Origin of the sequence: Bacillus sp. 103mf (assembly GCF_900116295.1) — a bacterium.
GTDB lineage: Bacteria > Bacillota > Bacilli > Bacillales > Bacillaceae_G > Bacillus_A > Bacillus_A bruguierae.
On sequence record NZ_FPAF01000008.1, the window covers coordinates 14,155 to 35,815 of the forward strand.

Sequence of the window (21,661 nt, forward strand, 5' to 3'; positions counted from 1 at the left end):
TTTTCAATTATTTCTTGCAATGTGAATAACCCCTCCTTATACACCTTACGGCCTGATTGAAGAAGGGGCTTCCTGTTTCATAGACCGTTGCATAGTAGGGTGTCCCACTGTGTCTTACACAGTCTCCACAGGCGTAGATTATACTGTTCGGACATAACCTTGCCCTACAGTTTGTAGACTTTAGTTTGTGGCAAGCAATTCTTCTAATCCTTTTTGTAAGATGTTCCGGCTCGCGTTATAGTCTCTATCCAATATCATTCCACACTTTGTACAAATGTGGGTACGAATAGAGAGCGACTTCTTCACACGATTCCCACAAACAGAACAGTCTTGCGAAGTATACTTTGGTTCTACTTTAATCAGTATACCGCCATTATTTTCACATTTGTAAGCAAGCATGTTTCGAAACATTCCCCATCCTGCATCAGAAATAGACTTCGATAACTTTCTGTTTTTAACCATGTTACGAATGTTCAAATTTTCTACAACGATAACAGAATACTCTTTCGCTAGATTGTAACTGAGTTTATGAAGAAAATCTCTGCGCTGGTTCGCTACTTTTTCATGTAGCTTGCGAACACGCTGGGCTTGTTTTATGAAGTTAGCAGAACCTTTTTTCTTCTTAGAAAGTTTCCGCCCTGCTTTCTGTAATTGTTTTTCTTTTTCACGAAGAAATCTAGGGTTTTCAAACTCTGAACCATTAGAAAGAACGGCATACTTATGTAATCCCACGTCAATTCCTATCGCACGATTGGTATCGATATCAGATGGTACCACTTGTCTTTCGACACTGAAAATAGCGTACCATCTTTTCCCTTGACGTTTGAGAATAAATTGCTTGATTGTTCCTTCGAGTGGTCTATGAAGTAAGATATCTATTTCTCCCAATTTCTTATTGTATAACTTATCGTGATCAGAAAAAGACATAGCATAGCGATGCTTTCCGTATGATTTGAATCCAAATTGCGGAAACGTCATACTATTGTAGTCTTTATACTTTTTCTGTTTTGGATACTTTGCATCTTTACGAAAAAAATGATCAAAGGCTTTTTTCAGACGTGAAAAAACTTCTTGCAAAGGCTGAGAAGGCATTTCTTTTAGAAAAGGATATGCCTTCTTGTCCAATGTAAGTTGTCTTTGCATATCATAACGATCGTAATTTTCTTTGTTTTGCTTATATTTCCGTTCTTTGTCTAGTAAGGCAGAATTGTAGGTTTGACGACAATATTGTAACCAACGGTCTAACATTTCTTTTTGTGCTTCTGTTGGAAAAATTTCATATTTTTGATTCAACAACATTGTCATCACCTCCCATTCGTTTTGTCCTTGTGTTTCGATGTATTGTTTTAGCATTTCTAATGGTGCACCGACCACAGCCAGCAAACAATAACTTTGAGACCAAAAGCCTTCTTTACATACATTCTGTCTGATTTAAGGAAATTCCTTTTTCATTCCTTTGGCTTACACCAACCAAAATTCATCCCCTCCCTACTCATTAGGCTTCGCTCTTCTCATTCCTTGAGGAAGGGGAATTCTTTTGGAAATATGTTAAATTTTCTGAAAATCTGTTACTTCATGTTTGTTATAACGAAAAAAATAAAGCGAATTGAAAGACTAAAGAATCTTTTCCACTAGAAAGAGGAGCCTTTAATTTTAATACGATTCTTCCTGTAAATAAGAATTTCATCTCAAATAGCTTTGTCGAAAAATTTTTTTCTGAATTTTCCGTTAATTTTGAAGGGTTTTTTGAAACACAATGCGAAACCATTGTATAACCTTTTTTCAAGTAGGTTACCTATTACATACTTTTTAGGATCGGGATGAATTTTGAAAGCACTTTTCTTAAATAGCCATTTTTTTCTATAAAAAAATCCTTGCAATATTTTCAGAAAATCATTACAATTGCCATATATTAAAAATCATAGTAATAGAAAAATCCTCATCAATCCGATGAGGTAGAGGTTGCGGCTTTTATTAATAATCTAGACGAGACGCAGAGAACGTCAATAACTCTAGATAAAAGGAAAAGCTGCCGAAGTTTATACTTCTTCTCTGGAAGTATATGCTGGGGCTGTTTTCGAATAGGAACAGAACTGTCACGTTTACAAAATTACCGTGTAAACGTGGGGCGCTATCTTAACGGAAGGTATGATGGGGTGGCTATTTTTGAAATGCTCCGCTAAAGTCCTTTGGCGGTTTTTTTTATTCCCCCCGCTCCTTCCTATCTTACAAGAAAAGGAGTGTTGAACATGAACGGCGCAACTACTAACGTTACCTCTACAGCTACAAATCAATCTGCACAAACAACTAACGAACTTCGACGCGGATTAAAATCTCGTCACCTTACAATGATTTCTCTCGGTGGTACAATCGGTACCGGACTATTTCTTGCTAGCGGTGGTGTCATTCATACAGCTGGCCCTGGTGGAGCTCTTGTAGCATACGCTGCAATTGGAATTATGGTTTATTTTTTAATGACAAGCTTAGCTGAATTAGCAGCGTACATGCCTGTTGCTGGATCTTTTAGCACATATGCGACAAAATTTGTTGATCCATCGCTTGGATTCGCATTAGGTTGGAATTACTGGTATAACTGGGCAATTACGATTGCTGCTGAACTTGCAGCCGTAACATTAATTATGAAGTTTTGGTTCCCAAATACGCCTTCCCTTCTTTGGAGTGGCATTTGCTTAGTCATTATGTTTCTTTTAAATTACTTATCTGTTAAAGGATTTGGTGAAGCTGAATATTGGTTCGCACTTATTAAAGTAGTTACCGTTATTATCTTTTTAATTGTTGGATTTATGATGATTTTTGGTATTATGGGTGGCGAGCCTGTTGGATTTAAAAACTTTACTGTTGCAGACGCACCATTTAACGGTGGTATTATGGCAATCATCGGCGTTTTTATGGCTGCTGGTTTTTCATTTCAAGGAACTGAATTATTAGGTGTAGCTGCTGGTGAAACTGCCGATCCAGAGCGTAGTATTCCAAAAGCAATTCGCTCAATCTTTTGGCGTATTCTATTATTTTACATCTTTGCAATTCTTGTTATCGGTCTATTGATCCCTTATACAACTGATAGTCTTGCAGCAAGTGACGTAACAGTAAGTCCATTTACACTTATATTTGAAAAAGCAGGGGTTGCATTTGCTGCTTCTGTTATGAACGCTGTTATTTTAACTGCAGTTTTATCTGCCGGTAATTCAGGAATGTACGCATCAACTCGTATGCTTTGGGATTTAGCAAGACAAGGAAAAGCACCGAAATTTTTAGGGAAATTAAATAGTCGCGGTGTACCTGTTAACGCGTTAATCGCAACTTCAGTAGTTGGTTGTGTCGCTTTCCTAGCTTCCTTATTTGGCGACGGTGTAGTATATATTTGGTTATTAAATGCATCTGGAATGTCTGGATTTATTGCATGGGTCGGAATCGCTATTAGTCATTATCGTTTCCGAAAAGCATATACTGCACAAGGAAAAGATTTAAATGATTTACCGTATAAAGCAAAATGGTTCCCATTTGGTCCAATTTTTGCATTTGCACTTTGTGTCATTGTCATTTTAGGACAAAATTACGGAGCGTTTATGGGCGAGTCTATCGATTGGAACGGTGTACTTGTTTCCTATATCGGCCTACCTCTCTTCCTTGCGCTGTGGTTAGGATATAAATTTATAAAGAAAACAAAAGTAATTCCTCTTGATAAAGTAGAACTTTAATCCGGTGGAGATTCTTCATCCCCTGCTGATTATCGGCTCCTACTATCTGTTAATAAGTGATAAAGGTTAGCCAACACAATGGTGTTGGCTAACCTTTTTTTATCTGAACGAATCCTTGTTCAAAGGTTATAGTATCGATAGACCTTCTATCTATCAAATTATTTCCAATAATCTTTCATTAAATCGATAGACCAATTTGCTTGTCTAATTTCATTCTTTGGAAGAAACTCCTTCATTACAGGTTTAATATCAATGATAGGTGTTCCATCTATTGCATCTAATCCTTTCACCACTAATTTCTTGCCAGTATGCTCTATTAATTCAACTGTAGTTACACCCAATTTATTCGGTCTATTTTTTCCTCTCTGTGAAAAAATTCCGACTTTCGGAAAGTTAAGATTATTTCTCGGATGCCTTGCTTCATACTGAATTTTATCATCAGATACTTTGTCAAAGTAAAAAATTATTTCTAAGTGTGAAAAATCTTCTATTCCTTGTAATGCAGATTCATTTAATTCATCAGTTAGTTCGACTTCTGACACAACACTACCCCAATTATCATCTTTCATTTCTTTACGAGAATTATGAACGTATGCAACTGGATTCATTATAATTTCCATATAAACCCCTCCAAAAATTTCTTTTTTTTAATTATATAAGACATTTAACTATAAAAAAATTTTTTCTTTTTTAATTAGTTTAATAAGTTTTACTAATAATCCACTAAAATAAGTGCTTACTAGAAAATCCTTTCCATCAATAAGTCGCATCATCTTACCAAAGAGGATATACTTATTAAACTCAAATCATCTTCCTTACATAATTTCTGTTGTCATAAGTTATTTTAATTTTTTACTTAAAACAATGCTTCTTATATAGATTATTGAATTTCAAAACACAGCACAAACAACGCATGAAAAAACGAAATGCGTTGTTTGTGTTATTTTATCCTTTTAGAACCAAATCTGCATTTTTGTCAGGAGCTTCTGTGTTTACATAAAACTCTTCAGCTTTCCAATATCTATTCTCAAATTTTGTAATGTTCTTTTGTGTATCTTCACTTTCACGAAGAAATCTCTTACTTCTCGGACAATCTAGATATACAACATAATCATAGAAGCTTCTCCACTCTTTCCGCTGCAGAAAAACACCTTCTACTATAATAACAGAGGGATTAGAAAGTTGAACTTCCTGCTGACTATGTGTATTAGATTCATCATCATAAACAGGAAGAATAAGATGGTTAGCGGATTTCAGTTTACCGAAAAAATTGCGACTTAACCAATCCGTATCCCATTGTAAGTTGTAATACTCATACCATTCCTCATTCCCAGTATTGTAACGTTTTTCACGCTCTACAATATAATCATCTATGTGAAAGACATGAAACGAGATCTTCTTTTCTTTCATTTTATGACTAAGTTTTTTCACGAGTGTTGTTTTACCAGAACGGCTTAAGCCATCTATTCCTAAAATAAACCGACTGCCCACGCTGATATTCTCAATTATTTTCAGTAATGTTTTTTCATTCTCCCCCATACTACTCTCCCCTTTGAAACAAATCTCTTTTTTAGTAGCTACAATGAAATTTTAACGAGATTCAAACATATAAGCTATATGCCTTAACAATTTTAGTTTCCGTACAATTACTCTGTCCTATCTTTACCTGCTAAAATTCCATTTATAAATTCACCAATTGTTTCATGAAACGCATAATCAAAATATTGCTCTTGTCCTGTTTGTTCATTATTAACAAGTATTGTTGTTGCTCCTATTTCTCGTTTTGCTATTTGCGGAAAGGATGCCACAGGCTGTACTTTCAATGACGTTCCCATCACAAGTAATACATCCGTTTCATACAACCTTTCAACTGCCATTTGAAATTGCGGCAATGTATCTCCGTATAACACAACATCAGGATTCAAAATGAAATTACACTTTTCACAGCGCGGTACTTCATGTTCAATCATATATTGTAAGTTATATTTTGCACGGCACTTCGGACAATGAGCAGATTGAAGCGTACCATGTAAGTCAATGACATGTGTACTCCCGCTCAATTGATGAAGTCCATCAATATTTTGTGTTAACACTACAATATCTTTTCCCGTCTGCTCTAACTGCGCAAGAAACGTATGTCCTTTATTTGGTTTATATTGATGGAATGTATCAATTTGAAAAATTGCTTTATAATGTTTCCAAAATTCTTTCGGATTTCGGTTATAATATCCTCTTGATAAATACATTTCTACATTTGCATCTGCGTACAAACCGTTTGCTGATCGAAAGTCTGGAATTCCACTCTCTGTACTTGCACCTGCTCCGGTTAACACTGTAATCTTCTTAGCATTGTTAATAATAGAACACGCTTCTCCATAATGCTGCACAACATTCACCTCTATGTATCATTCTTCTTTCATTATAACAGGCATACGCAATAACTTGGAAATTTTTCCTTAATAAGTTATCCCGTCTACTATATAAATATCAATTGCACATTCGTTTGTTCTAATGAAAATAAAAGAAGGAATCAAAACAGCAAATGAGTTTTGATTCCTTCTTTCAAAAATTATTATAACGCTCTAGCGTGCTGTAATGGCCAAAATACTGCCGAACCTTTTCCTACAATTTGCTTTTCAGAAACAAAACCAAATCGTCGGCTATCCTTAGATACTTGACGATTATCCCCTAGTACAAATACAGAACCTTTCGGAACAGTTTTCTCGCCAGTTAGTCCTTCTAACGTAAAATCAGGAGTTAACATCTCTCCAGATAATTGCTTTTTAAATTCATCTAAATACGGCTCATCCATTGCTTTACCATTTACATATAAAATATCATGTTTGTACTCTATTGTATCTCCTGGTAACCCAATTACTCGTTTTACTAAGTCATGCCCTTCATTTCCGTGAAAAACAATAATCTCAAAACGATCTAACCCTTGTAGGCTAAATCCTATCTTATTTACAACCATTCTCTCATTATTCTCTAAAGTTGGCATCATCGATTCACCTTGGACAAGCGATGGTGTAAATAAAAATGCTCGACAAACAAATGCAATAATTAAAGCTAAAGCAATACTTTTAACCCATGACATAATCTCACTTTTTTTCATATATTCACTATCTCCTTTAATAACTATATGTATATAAGTTTAAAAAACGACATAAACCCCTTTCTTTTTTTACGGGAGGACGAGAGCAACTGGCCGTGCATAGAAGCGATCAGGGCCTTTTCCTGCAACATACGAGGTTTTCAAACAAAGAGAGCAAGCAAGTGCAGGTCATGATGTATCCTGCATAGTAGCGACTTATATGTCTAAACATTAAAATGAACTTATATAGTCATTTTTGCGATTTCTCGTACAGTTTGAACAACAACTTTACCAAAGCACGATTTTTCTTCTCTCACCGCTGTACCAACGTGAGCTTGTGTAATCCCTGTCTTATGTAGTAATTGTTGTACATTCTCTTTCGTCACACCACTACCAACGATCATTTCTATTTGCCCTTCACTTGCCTCGTGCATATGGCGTAAGACCGAAATGTTATCTTCTATTTTTCCTTGTCCGCCAGATGTTAAAATATGCGTGACCTCTTTAAACTTCCGCAATATTTTAACGGCTTTCACTAAATCTTCCATTTCATCAATTGCACGATGAAACGTCACATTCATTCCCTCTACTACTTCTAATAATTTTGCTAAATTTTCTTCATCAATTTCATTCTCTTCATTTAAAACACCTAATACAACACCAGTTGCACCAAGCTCTTTTGCCACTCGAATATCTTCTCTCATTAATCCTATTTCTTCATTAGAATATATGAAAGACTTGGCATGCGGACGAATCATTACATGCACTGGAATAGAAACAGCAGTTATCACATTTTTTATTAACGCATAGCTTGGTGTAAGACCACCTTCTGTAAATGCTGTAATCAATTCTATCCGTTTCCCACCGCCACGTTCAATCCGTTTGGCATCTTCTAAACATGTTGCGATGACTTCTAGCATTTATTAACTCCTTTTCGTACATTTTCTATTTTAATTATATACGAAAAGAAAGAATTGTACCTATTTTTTAACATCAAAATCTTGCAAAGCATGCTGTGCTAGTAGCGAAATTGTCACATCATCCATTGGAGGATTATGAAGTCCAGCGCGTACATGTAAGTAATAACGGTGTAATGGATTTTTTTCAGATAAGCTCCTTGCTCCGACGATACGCATCGCCTTATCAACAATAGAAATCGCTGCGTTTGTCACAACATACTTCACCGCAGCCATCTCTGCTTGCAAACTCTGTATTTGTTCTTCTTCATATCGCTTTGCAACGCTATATAAAAAAGAACGAGCTTGCATGATTTCTAATTCTATTTCTCCTATTAATCTTTGCACATTTGGTAGCATCGCTATTGGTGCTTTCAAGCTATTTGGTTGATACGTTGCTGCAAACTGTAGAGCATACTGGCGTGCAGCTAGGGCAATTCCAAGATAACAAGCCGGAATGTGCAGAAGCCATCCTCTTCTCTTTTCTATACTACGCGGAGAAATTTTCTCAACAAAATATTTATATGGAACTGCTACTTGTTCTAAAATTAAATCATGACTTGCTGTACCACGCATAGCTACACTATCCCACGTTTCTTCAATGGAGACACCTTCTGTAGTACGCGGAACAAGAAATTCTCCTATTTCTTCCGTTCCTTCTATAGATGCGGAAACAAGAAAATAATCTAATACCGGTGCCATCGTTGTAAATGTTTTTCTGCCTGAAATAATCCACATATCTCCATTTTTCACTGCTGTTGTCTCTGGCTTTCCTCCTCTTGTCGGACTTCCCGTATTTCGTTCTGTTGCTGCTCGGTTTACAAGCGCTCCGTCCTTCACCTTCTCACAAAGCCAAGAAAACATTTCCTTATCCCATAAACGATTTTCAGAAAGCTCATATATAATTCCAAGGTGCCATCCCATACATAATGCCGTTGCACCATCGCCCTGTGCAATATACTCTTGAAATAGTAAAAAATCATATAAGGACATTCCTAAACCGCCTTCGTCCTTTGGAACTGTCCATGATGTATACTCAATTTCTTTTAAATCTTCTATATTTTCAAAAGGAAATGAATACAATTTATCCAACTGCTGTTCTCTCTTTGAAAATAGAGTGATATATGGTTGTAATTCACTAAGTCGCTCTTGTTGCTCTTTCGTTCTTACAAAATCCATTTCATCAGCCCTTTACACATTCTTTTTCGTGAATAACCCCTCCTTATCCACCTTATGGCCTGATTGAAGAAGGGGCTTCCTGTTTCTCATAGACCATTGCGTAGTGGGGGGACCCACTGCGTCTTACACAGTCTCCACAGGCGTAGATTATACTGTTCGGACATAACCTTGCCCTACAGTTTGTAGACTTTAGTTTGTGATAAGCAATTCTTCTAATCCTTTTTGTAAGATGTTCCGGCTCGCATTATAGTCTCTATCTAACACTGTTCCACACTTTATACATATGTGAGTACGAATAGAGAGAGACTTTTTCACACGATTCCCACAAACAGAACAGTCTTGTGAAGTATATTTTGGTTCTACTTTGATGAGTACACCGCCATGACTTTCACATTTGTAAGCAAGCATGTTTCGAAACATTCCCCACCCTGCATCAGAAATAGATTTCGATAATTTTCTATTTCTAACCATGTTACGAATGTTCAGATTTTCTACAGCGATAACGGAATACTCTTTCGCAAGATTGTAACTGAGTTTATGAAGAAAATCTCTGCGCTGATTCACTACTTTTTCATGTAGCTTGCGAACACGCTCAGCCTGTTTTGTGAAGTTAGCGGAACCTTTTTTCTTCTTAGAAAGTTTCCGCCCTGCTTTCTGTAATTGTTTTTCTTTTTCACGGAGAAATCTAGGGTTTTCAAACTCTGAACCATTAGAAAGAGCGGCATACTTATGTAATCCCACGTCAATTCCTATCGCACGATTGGTATCGATATCAGATGGTACCACTTGTCTTTCGACACAGAAAATAGCGTACCATCTTTTCCCTTGACGTTTGAGAATCAGTTGCTTGATTGTTCCTTTGAGTGGTCTGTGGATTAGGATATCTATTTCTCCCAATTTTTTATTGTATAACTTACCGTGATCAGAAAAAGACATCGCATAACGATGCTTTCCGTTTCTTTTGAATCCAAATTGCGGAAACGTCATACTATTGTAGTCGTTATACTTTTTCTGTTTTGGATACTTTGCATCTTTACGAAAAAAATGATCAAAGGCTTTTTTCAGACGTGAAAAAACTTCTTGCAAAGGCTGAGAAGGCATTTCTTTTAGGAAAGGATATGCCTTCTTGTCCAATGTAAGTTGTCTTTGCATATCATAACGATCGTAATTTTCTTTGTTTTGCTGATATTTCCGTTCTTTGTCTAGCAAGGCAGAATTGTAGGTTTGACGACAATATTGCAACCAACGATCTAATATTTCTTTTTGTGCTTCTGTTGGAAAGATTTCATATTTTTGATTCAACAACATTGTCATCACCTCCTATTCGTTTTGTCCTTGTGTTTCGATGTATTGTTTTAGAATTTCTAATGGTGTACCGCCCACGGTCTATAAACAATAACTTTGAGACTAAAAGCATTCTTTACATACATTCTATCTGATTTGAGGAAATTCCTTTTTCATTCCTTTGGCTTACGCCAACCAAAATTCATTCCCTCCCTACTCATTAGGCTTCGCTCTTCTCATTCCTTGAGGAAGGGGAATTCTTTTGGAAATATGTTAAACATATTAATCTACACCACAATTGTTGCACTATTCCGACAGAAAAACAATGCTTTAAACAAAAAAAGATTTCCTAATAGATTAGGAAATCTCACTTATCCATCCCCCTTCACAAACCGGACAGGTAAGGATGCAACATAACCAATATAAGAACACAATTCTTTAAAAAAGAACGGTAACTCTGTGTCTAGACTACGGTAAGCAGACGTTGGTGTTGGTGAAGAATATGCATTCATACCGAGATGCTTAGCGATTCGCATCGCTCGTTTCATATGAAGCGGATCGCTTACAATTGTATACGTTTGTAAGCCATGTTCTTGTCCAATCTGCAGAGCATTTTTCAAATTTTCTTCTGTAAAGCGCGATTCCGTTTCAATTAAAATGTCTTCATCTCTCACACCATGCTTTAATGCATATATTTTTGACGTACGCGCCTCTTCTAATTCTGCTTCAAATTTCGTACCACCTGTAAAAATAATTTTTTTAACACTTCCATTTTGATAGAGAGAAATGGCATGATTAATTCTCTCGCGAAGTACTGGTGACGGTTTCCCATTCCAAGAAGCAGCCCCTAACACAATTGCCGCATCTGTATCAACTTGATCTGTCTTAGAACGATAATGCCAAATATCATACGCCGCATAGCTCACAAATACAATAATAGAACCAAGTATGAATAAGAGTGCCTGCACCAACCTGATTTTAATACTTCTTTTTTTCTTCATAAACTGATAGCCCCCGTATTTCATACATACTTTATACAAAAATTCATTTAATTGAATAATTGGTTAATTTGTTATTTGAATTCATTTGAAAGAAGGTAGTTTCCTTATTAGCAGTTCTATAAAAGAGGTTGAAATAAAAAAGAGATTTTTATATTTCACACTGATATATATTCATTTCATTTTTTCGCCATCTAAGTTGCTGCTATACAAAACATAACATGACCGCTACTCGCACGTGGCAGGAAAAGGCCCTGACCGCTTCTATGCACAGCCAGCTGCTCTCGTCTCCCCTAAAAGGAAAGAGGCTTTTATGTCGTTCTTTTAACTTATATATAAGTAGTCTATTTACAGTAACAATTTATATTTCTCTCAAATTCTTAACCTCTATATTGTAGCGAATTTTTCTGCAGAATGGAATCATGAAACAAAAGTATATAAAATACGTAATCGTTTTGTAAGAAAAAATGCCCCCTAACATGCTAGGAGACATTTCTGTTAAACTATTATTTTAAAATCCAATATTTCATATACTCTTCCTGTAGCACACAACAAAAACCAGATTTTTCTAAAACCCTTGCAGAAGCAATATTACTTGTTAGACATTCCGCTTTAATCGTCGTCACATTTTGTTGATTTAATAACCACTGCACAAGGCCTTTTACCATCTCTGTAGCATATCCTTTTCCTTGATAATCCGGGACAATACTATAGCCTATTTCAACAATCCCATTTACATCTGGACCACCTTTGCAGCCCATATCACCAATAATTGTATGATCCTCTTTATGAATAATAAGACCACTCCACCTACTACTTTCCGGTTTTTCTTGTAGCTGCTCTGCTTTCCACGGTAAAATTTCCGCATAATCAGGCATAGGCCATTGCTTAGAAATTTTATAAGGAATTATTTTCGAAAGCTCCTCATTTCCTTTTATAGTAGCCTCTACTAATTCTAATGTGAAAGAAATCATTTTTAAACGCTCTGTTTCTATATACGGCAACTTTATCCCCCTCTACCTATAACACATTAATTTATTTTCTAATCGTTCTTTTACACTTGGCCAATCTGATGAGATAATACTATAAACAACTGCATCCCTCACATATCCATTTGGAAGTAGCCGTTCATTTCGCATTACTCCCTCTTTTACTGCCCCTAGCCTTTCGATTGCTCGCTGAGACCTTTCATTGCGAGCATCTGTTTTAATTTGTACACGCAACATTCCTAGCTCTTCAAATGCATAGCGAAGCGTCATATATTTGCACTCTGTATTTACACTTGTACGTTGAACACTTGGACTGTACCAAGTATGTCCAAGCTCGGTTGTTTTGCAATCATTTGATATGTTGTATAGCCGCGTCGTTCCTACAACCTCATTTGTCGTTTGATCAATTACAGTAAATGGAATGTCAACTCCCCTTTTATACTTTTCTATTGACTCTTCAACTAATCTTTCCATATCTTCTAAGCAATCCATTTTCGCTATTAAATATGTCCAAATATCTGGGTGTTTTTCAATAATGGCATACAATGGTCCTACATCATTTATAGATAATAATTGCAATTTTGCTCGATTATATATAAATTCCATAAAACAGTCCCCTTTTCTTTCCATCTCTATTATATAATAATATTAATTGTATAAATTTTCAAAAACATCAAGCTAGAAATACTTATAGGGGGTCATGTATTTTGAAACGCTATTTTAGCGGGATAAATGTAAAACTATAGTCTGTTACTTCCTTGAAACCAAGTTTTTCGTACAAACTTCTAGCTGATATATTATTAGAAGATGTTTGTAAAATAGGGATTTTACCACAATTCAAGCAATCCAAAATCATATGAGACAATAATATTTTTCCACATTTTTGCCCACGAAATTTTTCTTCAACATAAAATGTTGTGAATTCAATGTAATTCTTTGTATAACTTCCATATCTCCCCATTCCGATTGGCACATTGTCATGCATAACAAAAAAAATCCCTTTCTCAATATCATTGCTTATTTTTTCTTTATTGATCAAACGCTGCAACTGTTCTTCATTACTCGGCTGAAAAAAGTGAATGAAAAATTTATGAATGAACGATATGTCATATTCATTATGAATTGCTTTTCTAACTATTGAAACATCTGTATCCTTGGTAAGCTTCTGACTATATACATAATGAATATCTCTACTAATGTCTTTCTTTATCCCTAAATACTTGAAAATACTTTCTACATATTCACTCTTTCCAGCAAGAAGTATAGAGTTTCTTTTCAAACACTCAATCTGTTTTGCGATAACTTCAAGTTTGTTTTTTCCTTTTACCCAAAATGTAGTAAAATATGTATTCCCTTCATCTTTTATATACAAAATGCTAGTTATTTCATTGTCATCCTTCTCCACATACCATTCTCCAAGTTGTTCATTTTCCAAACCTTGAATCGCTAATGTTTGAAACATCTCTTCTGTGTATAAACAACATCGTATTTCTTCTTTACAACTTTCATCTATTTCTGTTAACAATTCCATTTCTTTCACCTCATTACATTTATTCGACAGATTCGAAATCATACCTTCACTACCTATTTTCAAACAAAATAACCCCAGACACTTTTGTCTGAGGTTACCTTTGATTAATTTCCTATATACAACAACAGAGGACAGATGTGCATCCGCCTCTTGTGTCCAATCAATATTATTCTTGCTCATCCATAATTTTCTCAAATGCAGCAGATACTTTTTCAAATTCCTCGTCACTCTCAATGTATGAGAATTCACTATCCTCTTCTACTTTTAAAAAGAAGATATCAATGTCTTCCTCTGTTTCCGTTTGAATATCTTCTACAAAGGCAACAGCAATGTATTCTGCTCCTTCGACATTCATCGTTCCGAGCACTTCAACTTCCTGCTCCTCATTACTCTCATCGCTAAGGGTAAAAATTTCGCCTACTTCAATTTCCGACATATTCATTCTCCTCCTGTTATACTCTAAAAAATAGAACGTTCAAATCGTATACTTACTAGTATATCTTTCCATAAAAAATCCAATTAATGCGCAAAGAACAACAATTTCTTGCTGCTTCAGCGTAAAAATCCATTTTGAAGAAAACTCTATATTTTTATATCTAAAAACCCTTTTAGTACTCCAATTGTTTGCGGAGCTTGTAGTCTTGCTGTTATATATGGAAATTCTGGACTACCATCAAAGATCATCTGAGATGTTAACGGGGCACCTACCCACATGATATCGTCATCGATAATAACAAATGGCATCACTTTATTTTGACGATGTACTTGTACGTTTTTTATCGGAACTTGACCTTCTGTATAGATCATTACCGACGCTTCTGCACGCGCTAATACTTGCCATACTCTTTTATCTATACGACTTGAATTAGGAATAGATACAATGATTTTCTTTTTCGCTGAGATCATATCTTTTAATAATACTTTCGTTTCTTCTTTGCTTGTTTGTACAAACCACCGCAATCTTTTCGTAATCTTCCGCTCTAAAATCGCCCTCAATGTTGTACGATCATACACATCTCCTTGCCTTTGTATATGAGACGTTAAATGAGATAAAGCTTGTTTTCGCGAAAGATTTCGCCTCATATATTGACAATCTGATAGTTGAATAAATTTCCCTCTCGCCCTCGTAACTGCAACGTTAACGAGACGGTGGTTTTTTTGATCAAAAAAGAGCACACCCGGTCGTTCTTGCGGATAGCTATCAACTGTATCGAACAAAATCATATCACGCTCAGATCCTTGAAATTTATGAACGGTTGCCGCTAGTACCGGCGCATTTTTGAACTTTGTTTTTTGAAGAAATTCCCTTATGCACGTTGATAAAAAGCGCGACTGAGCACGGTATGGTGTTACAATACCAATTGACGGTATTCCATCCATTAAGCCAATTAGCGTAAGCTGCATCGCTATTAATCCAGAAAAAATATTATAACGTGAACTTGATGCTACGTCTTTTAATGAATAAGCGCCCATATTACTTGTATCTAGTAAAACCGCTGCTTCTTTCATGAAGGGCTGTAAAATCGCTATTTTATCTCGCTCTATAACAGAAGGATGATCGAACACTTCGTTTTTATAAATAAATTCGTTCGTAAAGCTTGAAATATGTGGATGCATACGCCGCTGCTCTTGCAGCATGTATAAATTCGGATGCTTTTTACGTTCATTTACCACTTCTACTATTCCCGCATGATAAAACATATCTTCTTTTAACCACTTATTCACAAGCTCATGATTTGATAAAGCAATTGGCGGTAATTGTAGAAAGTCCCCGCACACAACAATACGCTTTCCTAAAGAAGCTGCTAAGGCAATTTGCGGAACATATGCCATACTTACTTCATCGACAACCACAAGATCAAACGTTCTTTCGTAAACAAGCGAATCGATTGCACATTTCGATAATGTTGCCCCAATTACTTTTGCATTTTCAATATACTCTTTTTCAACTTCTTTCACTTTTGCTTTTTGCTTGCGAAGATCTCCTTCTATTTCCTGCATTTTTCTCTTTTCAGCAGAAGTCGCTTTATAAGAAAGAATTTTTTGCCTTAATTCTTGTCTTAATTCTTCTAAATAGAGCCTCTCTTCTTCCCATTCTTCATTTGTTGATTCAACTAATCGCGTAGTTAATAACGTTTCATGATTGCGAATTTGTTCATTTTGACTAAAACCATACCGAATCACATCTCCCGGTATCCACTTCTCTTTTTTCTCAATTTGCTTTGTTACTTCGCCCATTAATACATCAACCGCTGCATTACTATGTGCTAATACAAGAACGGATTTTCCACTTTGATAATGAGTTGCAATAATGCGCGATAAATTGTATGATTTTCCGGTTCCCGGCGGTCCCCAGACGTACGTTGTTGCATTGTAAAAAGCGCGGTATGCAAGTTCATTTTTCACTGTTTTCATTTTCACAATATGTTTTGGTTCACTAGTTCCTTGTAATAACCGTTTCACACGCTGACGCTTTTGTTTATCTTTCCTTACTTCCTTTAAACGTTCTTGCAATTGTTCTAACAGCTGCCACGGCTCACTATATAACACCGCTTCCTGTATATGTTGCTGCATATAACAATTAAGTTTGACTTCAATGTCCAATCCTTGAACAGATAGTACTTCCCCTGTCGCTTCCTCACCGTCAAATTCAATTCGAATCGGTGTTCCGTCTGGTAAACTCACCTCAGAAATAAGCTGAAATACATAGACACTACTTTCATAGTCCGTATATAAAAATCTTCCATTTATAATGGATAATTTGCTTCCACCAACTGTCTTCCAATGTTTAATTTCATATGTTAACGCTTCATGCCACTCTTTCATCGTTTCTGTTAATGAAGGAGTTTGCGCAGATGTAATCATGTTTAAGTCTCCTTCCTCTACTGCAAACATACTTTTTCACTATACCATACATCTATAGCTTGATTAAAAGTGAAATGCTTCCTGACGGGAAGTATATTGCGTTTTTTGAAATAGAATATAAAAAACCGCAGCAAAATTTTACTGCGGTTTTTCGTTTTATCACTCCTTTTTGTACAAGCTTTCTATTAAATTTTTTAACATCTAAGTCGCTGCTATACAAAATAAAACATAATTTGCACTTGCTTTCTCCCTTTGTTTTAAACCTCGCATGTGGCAGGAAAAGGCCCTGACCGCTTCTATGCACAGCCAGATGCTCTCGTCCCCCTAAAAAGAGATGGGTTTTTATGACATTTCCAACTCGTATATACTTTAAACATTACTAGTTATTTTCGGAAGATAAATTGTAAACGTAGTGCCTTCGCCTTTTACACTGTGTACAGTAATACTTCCTTCATGAAGATCAATAATTTTTTTCACAATCGAAAGCCCCAGTCCACTGCCTTCGATTGTTCTATTTCGCGCCTCATCCACTTTGTAGAATCGGTCAAAAATCTTGTCAATCTCATCTTCGCTCATACCGAGCCCTGTGTCAGAAATCGCGAGATACAATTCCGTTTCTTTCTCTTCTCCATAAAATGAAATGGTCCCGCCACTTTCTGTGAATTTAATACTATTCGTCAGTAAATTTGTCCACACTTGATGGAGCAAATTTTCATCTCCGTGCACTTGTATACTTGGAACATCTAATTCAATTGCGACATCTTTCTCACGCCATTGCCACTCTAACATAAAAATAACATCTCTTATTTGCTTCCCAACATCAAATGTTTTCTTATCTAAAACCCTCTCTTCTTTATCAAGAGATGCAAGCGTTAATAATTGTTTACACAAAGTAGACATACGTCTACTTTCTGATTCAATTATTTTCAAATAACGCTTACGCTCCGGTTCACTCATTTCATTTGTTTGTAACGTCTTCGAAAACCCTTGAATTGATGAAAGTGGAGATTGAAATTCATGAGAAACGTTGGAAACAAACTCTTGTCGCATCCGATCTAAATCCTTTAGGCTTTTTGCCATTTTCCGAAAGCTGACAGCCAGTGTTCCGATTTCATCTTTTCGATATTCTGGCAGAGCTACTTCATACTCTCCATTTGCAATTTTTTTAGTTGCACTTGTAAAAAGCTGAATAGGACGTACAATAAACCGTGCTGCAATTGCAATACAAATAATACTTAATCCGACCATTAAACATAATAATACAGCAAAGAAAATACGCATTTCACCAAATTGCTGCTGAATATCTGGGCGAATAAAGAGAGCATATTGCTTTCCATCATGTTGAATTGGAATCCCAATACTATTTAAGAGTTCATTATCAAAAAAACCTGTTATAAATAACCTTGTAGGATACGTCGAAATACCGTTGTATGTATGACCCTTTAATACACTCTCTATCGTTTCGTCACTCACGTTAATTTTTCGAAATGCATTTCCATATCGTTTTCCTTGTTTTTGATCATCTACCACATAAATTTCAAAACCAAGATTAGAAATAGATTGCAAATACTCTTCTCGATTTTGTTCATCGGACTGCTCATATAAATGTTTTACTTCTTGTGCGTATTTTAAAATCTTTTCACTGTTATATGGTTTTAAATAAAGATGATAATACACATTTGATAATAAAAACCCAATCGTACTACTAACTAACATAATGACAATCGAAATGATAACAAATCGTGAATATAATGATCTCATTTTATTTCAACTCCAATTTATATCCAAGACCACGCACCGTCTTAATTTGAAAATCATCTGTTCGTTTCGAAAAACGATCACGTAATCGCTTAATATGGACATCTACAGTGCGCTCATCTCCTGAAAAATCAACTCCCCACACAAGTTCAATTAATTCTTCACGAGAAAAAATCCGCCCTGGGTAACTCGCTAGCTGTGATAACAACTCAAATTCTTTTAACGGTAACAAAATGGTTTGTTCCTGGCAACGTACTTCATAGCTTTTTCGATCGATTGTCGTTCCATGCAATTGAATGACATCTGCACTTAGCATTTGATAACGGCGTAATAATGCTTTCATTCGAAATAATACTTCAGCAGGTTCAAATGGCTTTACAATATAATCATCTGTCCCGACGGAAAAGCCCTTCTCCTTATCTACTAACTGATCTTTTGCTGTTAACATAATAACTGGTATATCATGATATTTTCTAATTTCTTCACAAAGTGTGTAACCATCTACATGCGGCATCATGATGTCAACAATTGCTAAATGAATCGTTTCTTTCTCTAATATAGACTGTGCTGCTTTTCCATCTTCAGCTTCCCACACTGTATATCCTTCTTTTTGGAGGTGATAACGAAGGAGCTCTCTTATATGTAAATCATCATCAGCTAACAAAATATGTATCATATATATCAAACCCTTTCCTTCAGTCAGTACGACTATACATTATAAGATAGGTACATAATATGCAAGAAAAAAAGAGAAAGCAATTTGCTCCCTCTTCTATTCCAACGAATGAATAAATAAACCGCTGCGAAGTTTTGGTTCAAACCATGTTGATTTTGGTGGCATTACTTCCCCTGCATCTGCAATAGCTAATAAATCTTCCATTGTTGTTGGATACATTGAAAAAGCAACGGCCCAGCCTTCCTCATCAACCATTCTCTCTAACGCTTTCAGTCCTCGTATTCCTCCAACAAAATCAATTCTGTCATTTGTACCTGGATCATCAATTTGTAAAATGGTATGCAATAATTGATCTTGTAAAATTGATACATCTAATCTATTTACGACATCCTTTTCATCAACCCTATCTTCTTTTACAGTCAATTTATACCATACTTTATTCAAATACATTCCAAACGTATGACGCTCTGTCGGTTTAAAAGGTGCTACTTCTGCTTTTTCTACATAAAAAGCTTGAGATATCGCTTGTAAAAATTGTGCTTCTGATAACCCATTTATATCTTTTACAATGCGATTGTAATCCCAAATTGATAATTCCTCTTTCGGAAAAAGTACAGATAAAAAGTAATTAAACTCTTCTTCACCTGTATAGTCTGCATGCGCTTCGCGGCGCATCATTCCAACTTTCACAGCCGATGCAGAGCGATGATGGCCATCAGCAATATATAAAGAAGGTATGTCCTCAAACAATTCGATTAATGTAGCGATAACTCTTTCTTCATGAATAATCCACGCTTTATGTCCAATTGTATCATCTGCTGTAAAGTCATAAACAGGGCTATGCGTTATTTTCCAATTCGCGATTACATTTACAATTTCATTGTTCCCGCGATATGTTACAAAAATAGGCCCTGTATGAGCATTACAGACATCAACATGACGGATACGATCTTTTTCTTTTTCAGCTCTTGTCCGCTCATGTTTCTTAATTGTGTCGTTTATATATTCATCAATTGATGTACAAACAACAAGTCCAGTTTGAGAACGACCATCCATCGTAAGTTCATAAATGTAAAAACATGGTCGGTCTTCTTGTATAAGCACACTCTCTTCGATCAAATATTGTAAATTTCCCTTCGCTTTCTCATATACCGCATTATCGTATAGAGAAACAGATGGATCTAAGTCAATTTCTGCCTTGTCAATATGCAAAAACGAATACGGATTATCTTTCGCAATTTCTCTTGCTTCCGTACTATTGAGTACATCATATGGAAGAGCAGCTACTTCTTTTGCACGCTCTTGTATAGGACGAATTGCCCGAAATGGTTTAATTGTTGCCACTGAAATCTCCTCCTTATCTATATTAACGGGTAGTAAGCTCGATTCCCATCAACAGGGGATGAATTCCCTACTGATGGAAAATTCACTTTATACAATCATTCGTACTGCTACGACACCTGAAATGTCTCTAATATTTTCCACAACATCTTCTTTAATAATATCATCTATGCCATTATCAATATCAATTATTGTATATGCAAAAGAGCCCTTACTACGGTTAATCATATCTGCAATATTAATATGATGCTCTGCCAAGCATGCCGTAATTTGTCCAACCATGTTTGGAATATTTTGATGCGCAATTGTAATTCGGTTCTTGCCGATATACGGCAATTCTACATTTGGATAATTAACTGAATTGCGGATATTACCCGTTTCTAAAAAGCTTCGCAATTGCCGGGCAGCCATAACCGCACAATTTTCCTCTGATTCGTATGTAGATGCCCCAAGATGCGGCGTTGCAATCACATTTTTCATTTGCAACACACGCTCGTTTGGAAAATCTGTTATATAATGCTTCACAACCCCCATATGAAGCGCTCGTTCTAATGCATCTTCGTCAACAAGCTCTCCACGAGAAAAATTTAAAACACGAACTCCTTTTTTCATCACTTGAAATGCATGTTCATTTATAAGACCTCGCGTTTGTTCTACTAATGGAACATGCAAGGTAATATAATCGCACGTTGCAAAAACTTCTTCTAAACTAAACGCTCGCTGCACTTGTCTAGATAATCGCCAAGCTGTTTCAACAGAAACATATGGATCATAACCAACGACGTCCATTCCTAATGATAAGGCATCATTTGCAACAAGAGCACCAATTGCACCTAGTCCAATAATCCCAAGACGTTTCGAGGAAATCTCTGAACCAACATATTGCTTTTTCCCTTTCTCGACAAGTTGCGGCACTTCTTCACCTTGCAACTCTTTTGTCCATACAATACCGTCTACAACATTACGAGATGACATAATTAAACTTGCAAGTACAAGTTCTTTTACAGCATTTGCATTAGCCCCTGGTGTATTAAAAACAACAATCCCTTTCTCTGTACACCGTTCCACTGGTATATTATTTACACCTGCCCCCGCTCTTGCAATTGCTTTTAAATCACTTGAAAACTCCTCGTGATGCAATGAGTAGCTTCGTAATAAAATACCATCAGGATTCTTGGTTGTTTCTCCTATTCTATATCTCTCTTTTGAAAACGCAGCAATTCCTTTTTCAGCAATTTGATTCAACGTTTGAATATGAAACATTTTCTCAT

The 21,661-nt window shown here is 35.9% G+C and carries 19 protein-coding genes and 1 riboswitch; of the genes, 1 reads left to right on the top strand and 18 read right to left on the bottom strand.

Features of this window, described 5'->3' with window-relative positions; genetic code table 11:
- Positions 1-180: 180 nt before the first annotated feature.
- Entirely contained in the window at positions 181-1,305 is a 1,125-nt protein-coding gene (locus BM350_RS17170) for an RNA-guided endonuclease InsQ/TnpB family protein (RefSeq protein ID WP_090917145.1), read from the bottom strand.
- A gap of 643 nt (positions 1,306-1,948) precedes the next feature.
- Positions 1,949-2,142: riboswitch (Lysine riboswitch) on the top strand.
- A gap of 107 nt (positions 2,143-2,249) precedes the next feature.
- Between BM350_RS17170 and BM350_RS17180 the strand changes: the two genes are divergently transcribed.
- The gene (locus BM350_RS17180; RefSeq protein WP_139207700.1) at positions 2,250-3,719 is read left to right on the top strand and encodes an amino acid permease; all 1,470 of its coding nucleotides are present in this window, start codon (positions 2,250-2,252) and stop codon (positions 3,717-3,719) included.
- A gap of 158 nt (positions 3,720-3,877) precedes the next feature.
- Here BM350_RS17180 and tsaA read toward each other — a convergent pair whose 3' ends face one another.
- The 17 genes from tsaA to BM350_RS17265 all read right to left on the bottom strand — a co-directional run bounded on the left by tsaA (position 3,878) and on the right by BM350_RS17265 (position 21,653).
- Positions 3,878-4,339: a tRNA (N6-threonylcarbamoyladenosine(37)-N6)-methyltransferase TrmO gene (tsaA, locus tag BM350_RS17185; protein ID WP_090917101.1), complete on the bottom strand. Its 462-nt coding sequence runs from the start codon at positions 4,337-4,339 to the stop codon at positions 3,878-3,880.
- 325 nt (positions 4,340-4,664) lie between these two features.
- Positions 4,665-5,258: a kinase gene (locus tag BM350_RS17190; protein WP_090917099.1), complete on the bottom strand. Its 594-nt coding sequence runs from the start codon at positions 5,256-5,258 to the stop codon at positions 4,665-4,667.
- A 107-nt stretch (positions 5,259-5,365) separates the two neighbouring features.
- Entirely contained in the window at positions 5,366-6,106 is a 741-nt protein-coding gene (locus BM350_RS17195; protein ID WP_139207699.1) for an NAD-dependent protein deacylase, read from the bottom strand.
- 185 nt (positions 6,107-6,291) lie between these two features.
- Complete coding sequence (lepB, locus tag BM350_RS17200; RefSeq protein ID WP_090917095.1) at positions 6,292-6,834, bottom strand: signal peptidase I; 543 nt, start codon at positions 6,832-6,834, stop codon at positions 6,292-6,294.
- Positions 6,835-7,055: 221 nt separating this feature from the next.
- The gene (locus BM350_RS17205) at positions 7,056-7,733 is read right to left on the bottom strand and encodes a copper homeostasis protein CutC (protein WP_090917093.1); all 678 of its coding nucleotides are present in this window, start codon (positions 7,731-7,733) and stop codon (positions 7,056-7,058) included.
- A 60-nt stretch (positions 7,734-7,793) separates the two neighbouring features.
- Entirely contained in the window at positions 7,794-8,948 is a 1,155-nt protein-coding gene (locus BM350_RS17210; protein ID WP_090917091.1) for an acyl-CoA dehydrogenase family protein, read from the bottom strand.
- Between the two features lie 189 nt (positions 8,949-9,137).
- Positions 9,138-10,262: an RNA-guided endonuclease InsQ/TnpB family protein gene (locus BM350_RS17215; protein WP_090948280.1), complete on the bottom strand. Its 1,125-nt coding sequence runs from the start codon at positions 10,260-10,262 to the stop codon at positions 9,138-9,140.
- Between the two features lie 341 nt (positions 10,263-10,603).
- Positions 10,604-11,233 (bottom strand): YdcF family protein, encoded by a 630-nt coding sequence (locus tag BM350_RS17220; RefSeq protein ID WP_090917087.1) that lies wholly within the window; start codon positions 11,231-11,233, stop codon positions 10,604-10,606.
- Between the two features lie 503 nt (positions 11,234-11,736).
- Entirely contained in the window at positions 11,737-12,234 is a 498-nt protein-coding gene (locus BM350_RS17225; protein WP_090917086.1) for a GNAT family N-acetyltransferase, read from the bottom strand.
- Between the two features lie 12 nt (positions 12,235-12,246).
- Positions 12,247-12,825, bottom strand: a complete 579-nt coding sequence (locus BM350_RS17230; RefSeq protein WP_090917084.1) for a GNAT family N-acetyltransferase — start codon at positions 12,823-12,825, stop codon at positions 12,247-12,249.
- 109 nt (positions 12,826-12,934) lie between these two features.
- A complete protein-coding gene (locus tag BM350_RS17235) occupies positions 12,935-13,813 on the bottom strand; it encodes a GNAT family N-acetyltransferase (protein WP_170857734.1) in 879 nt (292 codons plus the stop codon).
- 103 nt (positions 13,814-13,916) lie between these two features.
- Positions 13,917-14,186 (bottom strand): DUF1292 domain-containing protein, encoded by a 270-nt coding sequence (locus BM350_RS17240; protein WP_090917081.1) that lies wholly within the window; start codon positions 14,184-14,186, stop codon positions 13,917-13,919.
- 146 nt (positions 14,187-14,332) lie between these two features.
- Complete coding sequence (locus BM350_RS17245; RefSeq protein WP_090917079.1) at positions 14,333-16,615, bottom strand: AAA domain-containing protein; 2,283 nt, start codon at positions 16,613-16,615, stop codon at positions 14,333-14,335.
- Positions 16,616-16,984: 369 nt separating this feature from the next.
- Positions 16,985-18,376: a sensor histidine kinase gene (locus tag BM350_RS17250; protein ID WP_090917077.1), complete on the bottom strand. Its 1,392-nt coding sequence runs from the start codon at positions 18,374-18,376 to the stop codon at positions 16,985-16,987.
- A 1-nt stretch (position 18,377) separates the two neighbouring features.
- A complete protein-coding gene (locus BM350_RS17255; protein ID WP_090917141.1) occupies positions 18,378-19,055 on the bottom strand; it encodes a response regulator transcription factor in 678 nt (225 codons plus the stop codon).
- 90 nt (positions 19,056-19,145) lie between these two features.
- Complete coding sequence (locus BM350_RS17260) at positions 19,146-20,393, bottom strand: DUF1015 domain-containing protein (protein WP_090917075.1); 1,248 nt, start codon at positions 20,391-20,393, stop codon at positions 19,146-19,148.
- Positions 20,394-20,480: 87 nt separating this feature from the next.
- Positions 20,481-21,653 carry a 3-phosphoglycerate dehydrogenase family protein gene (locus BM350_RS17265; protein WP_090917073.1) on the bottom strand — a complete coding sequence of 391 codons (1,173 nt, stop codon included), beginning with the start codon at positions 21,651-21,653 and terminating at the stop codon, positions 20,481-20,483.
- Between the last annotated feature and the right edge of the window lie 8 nt (positions 21,654-21,661).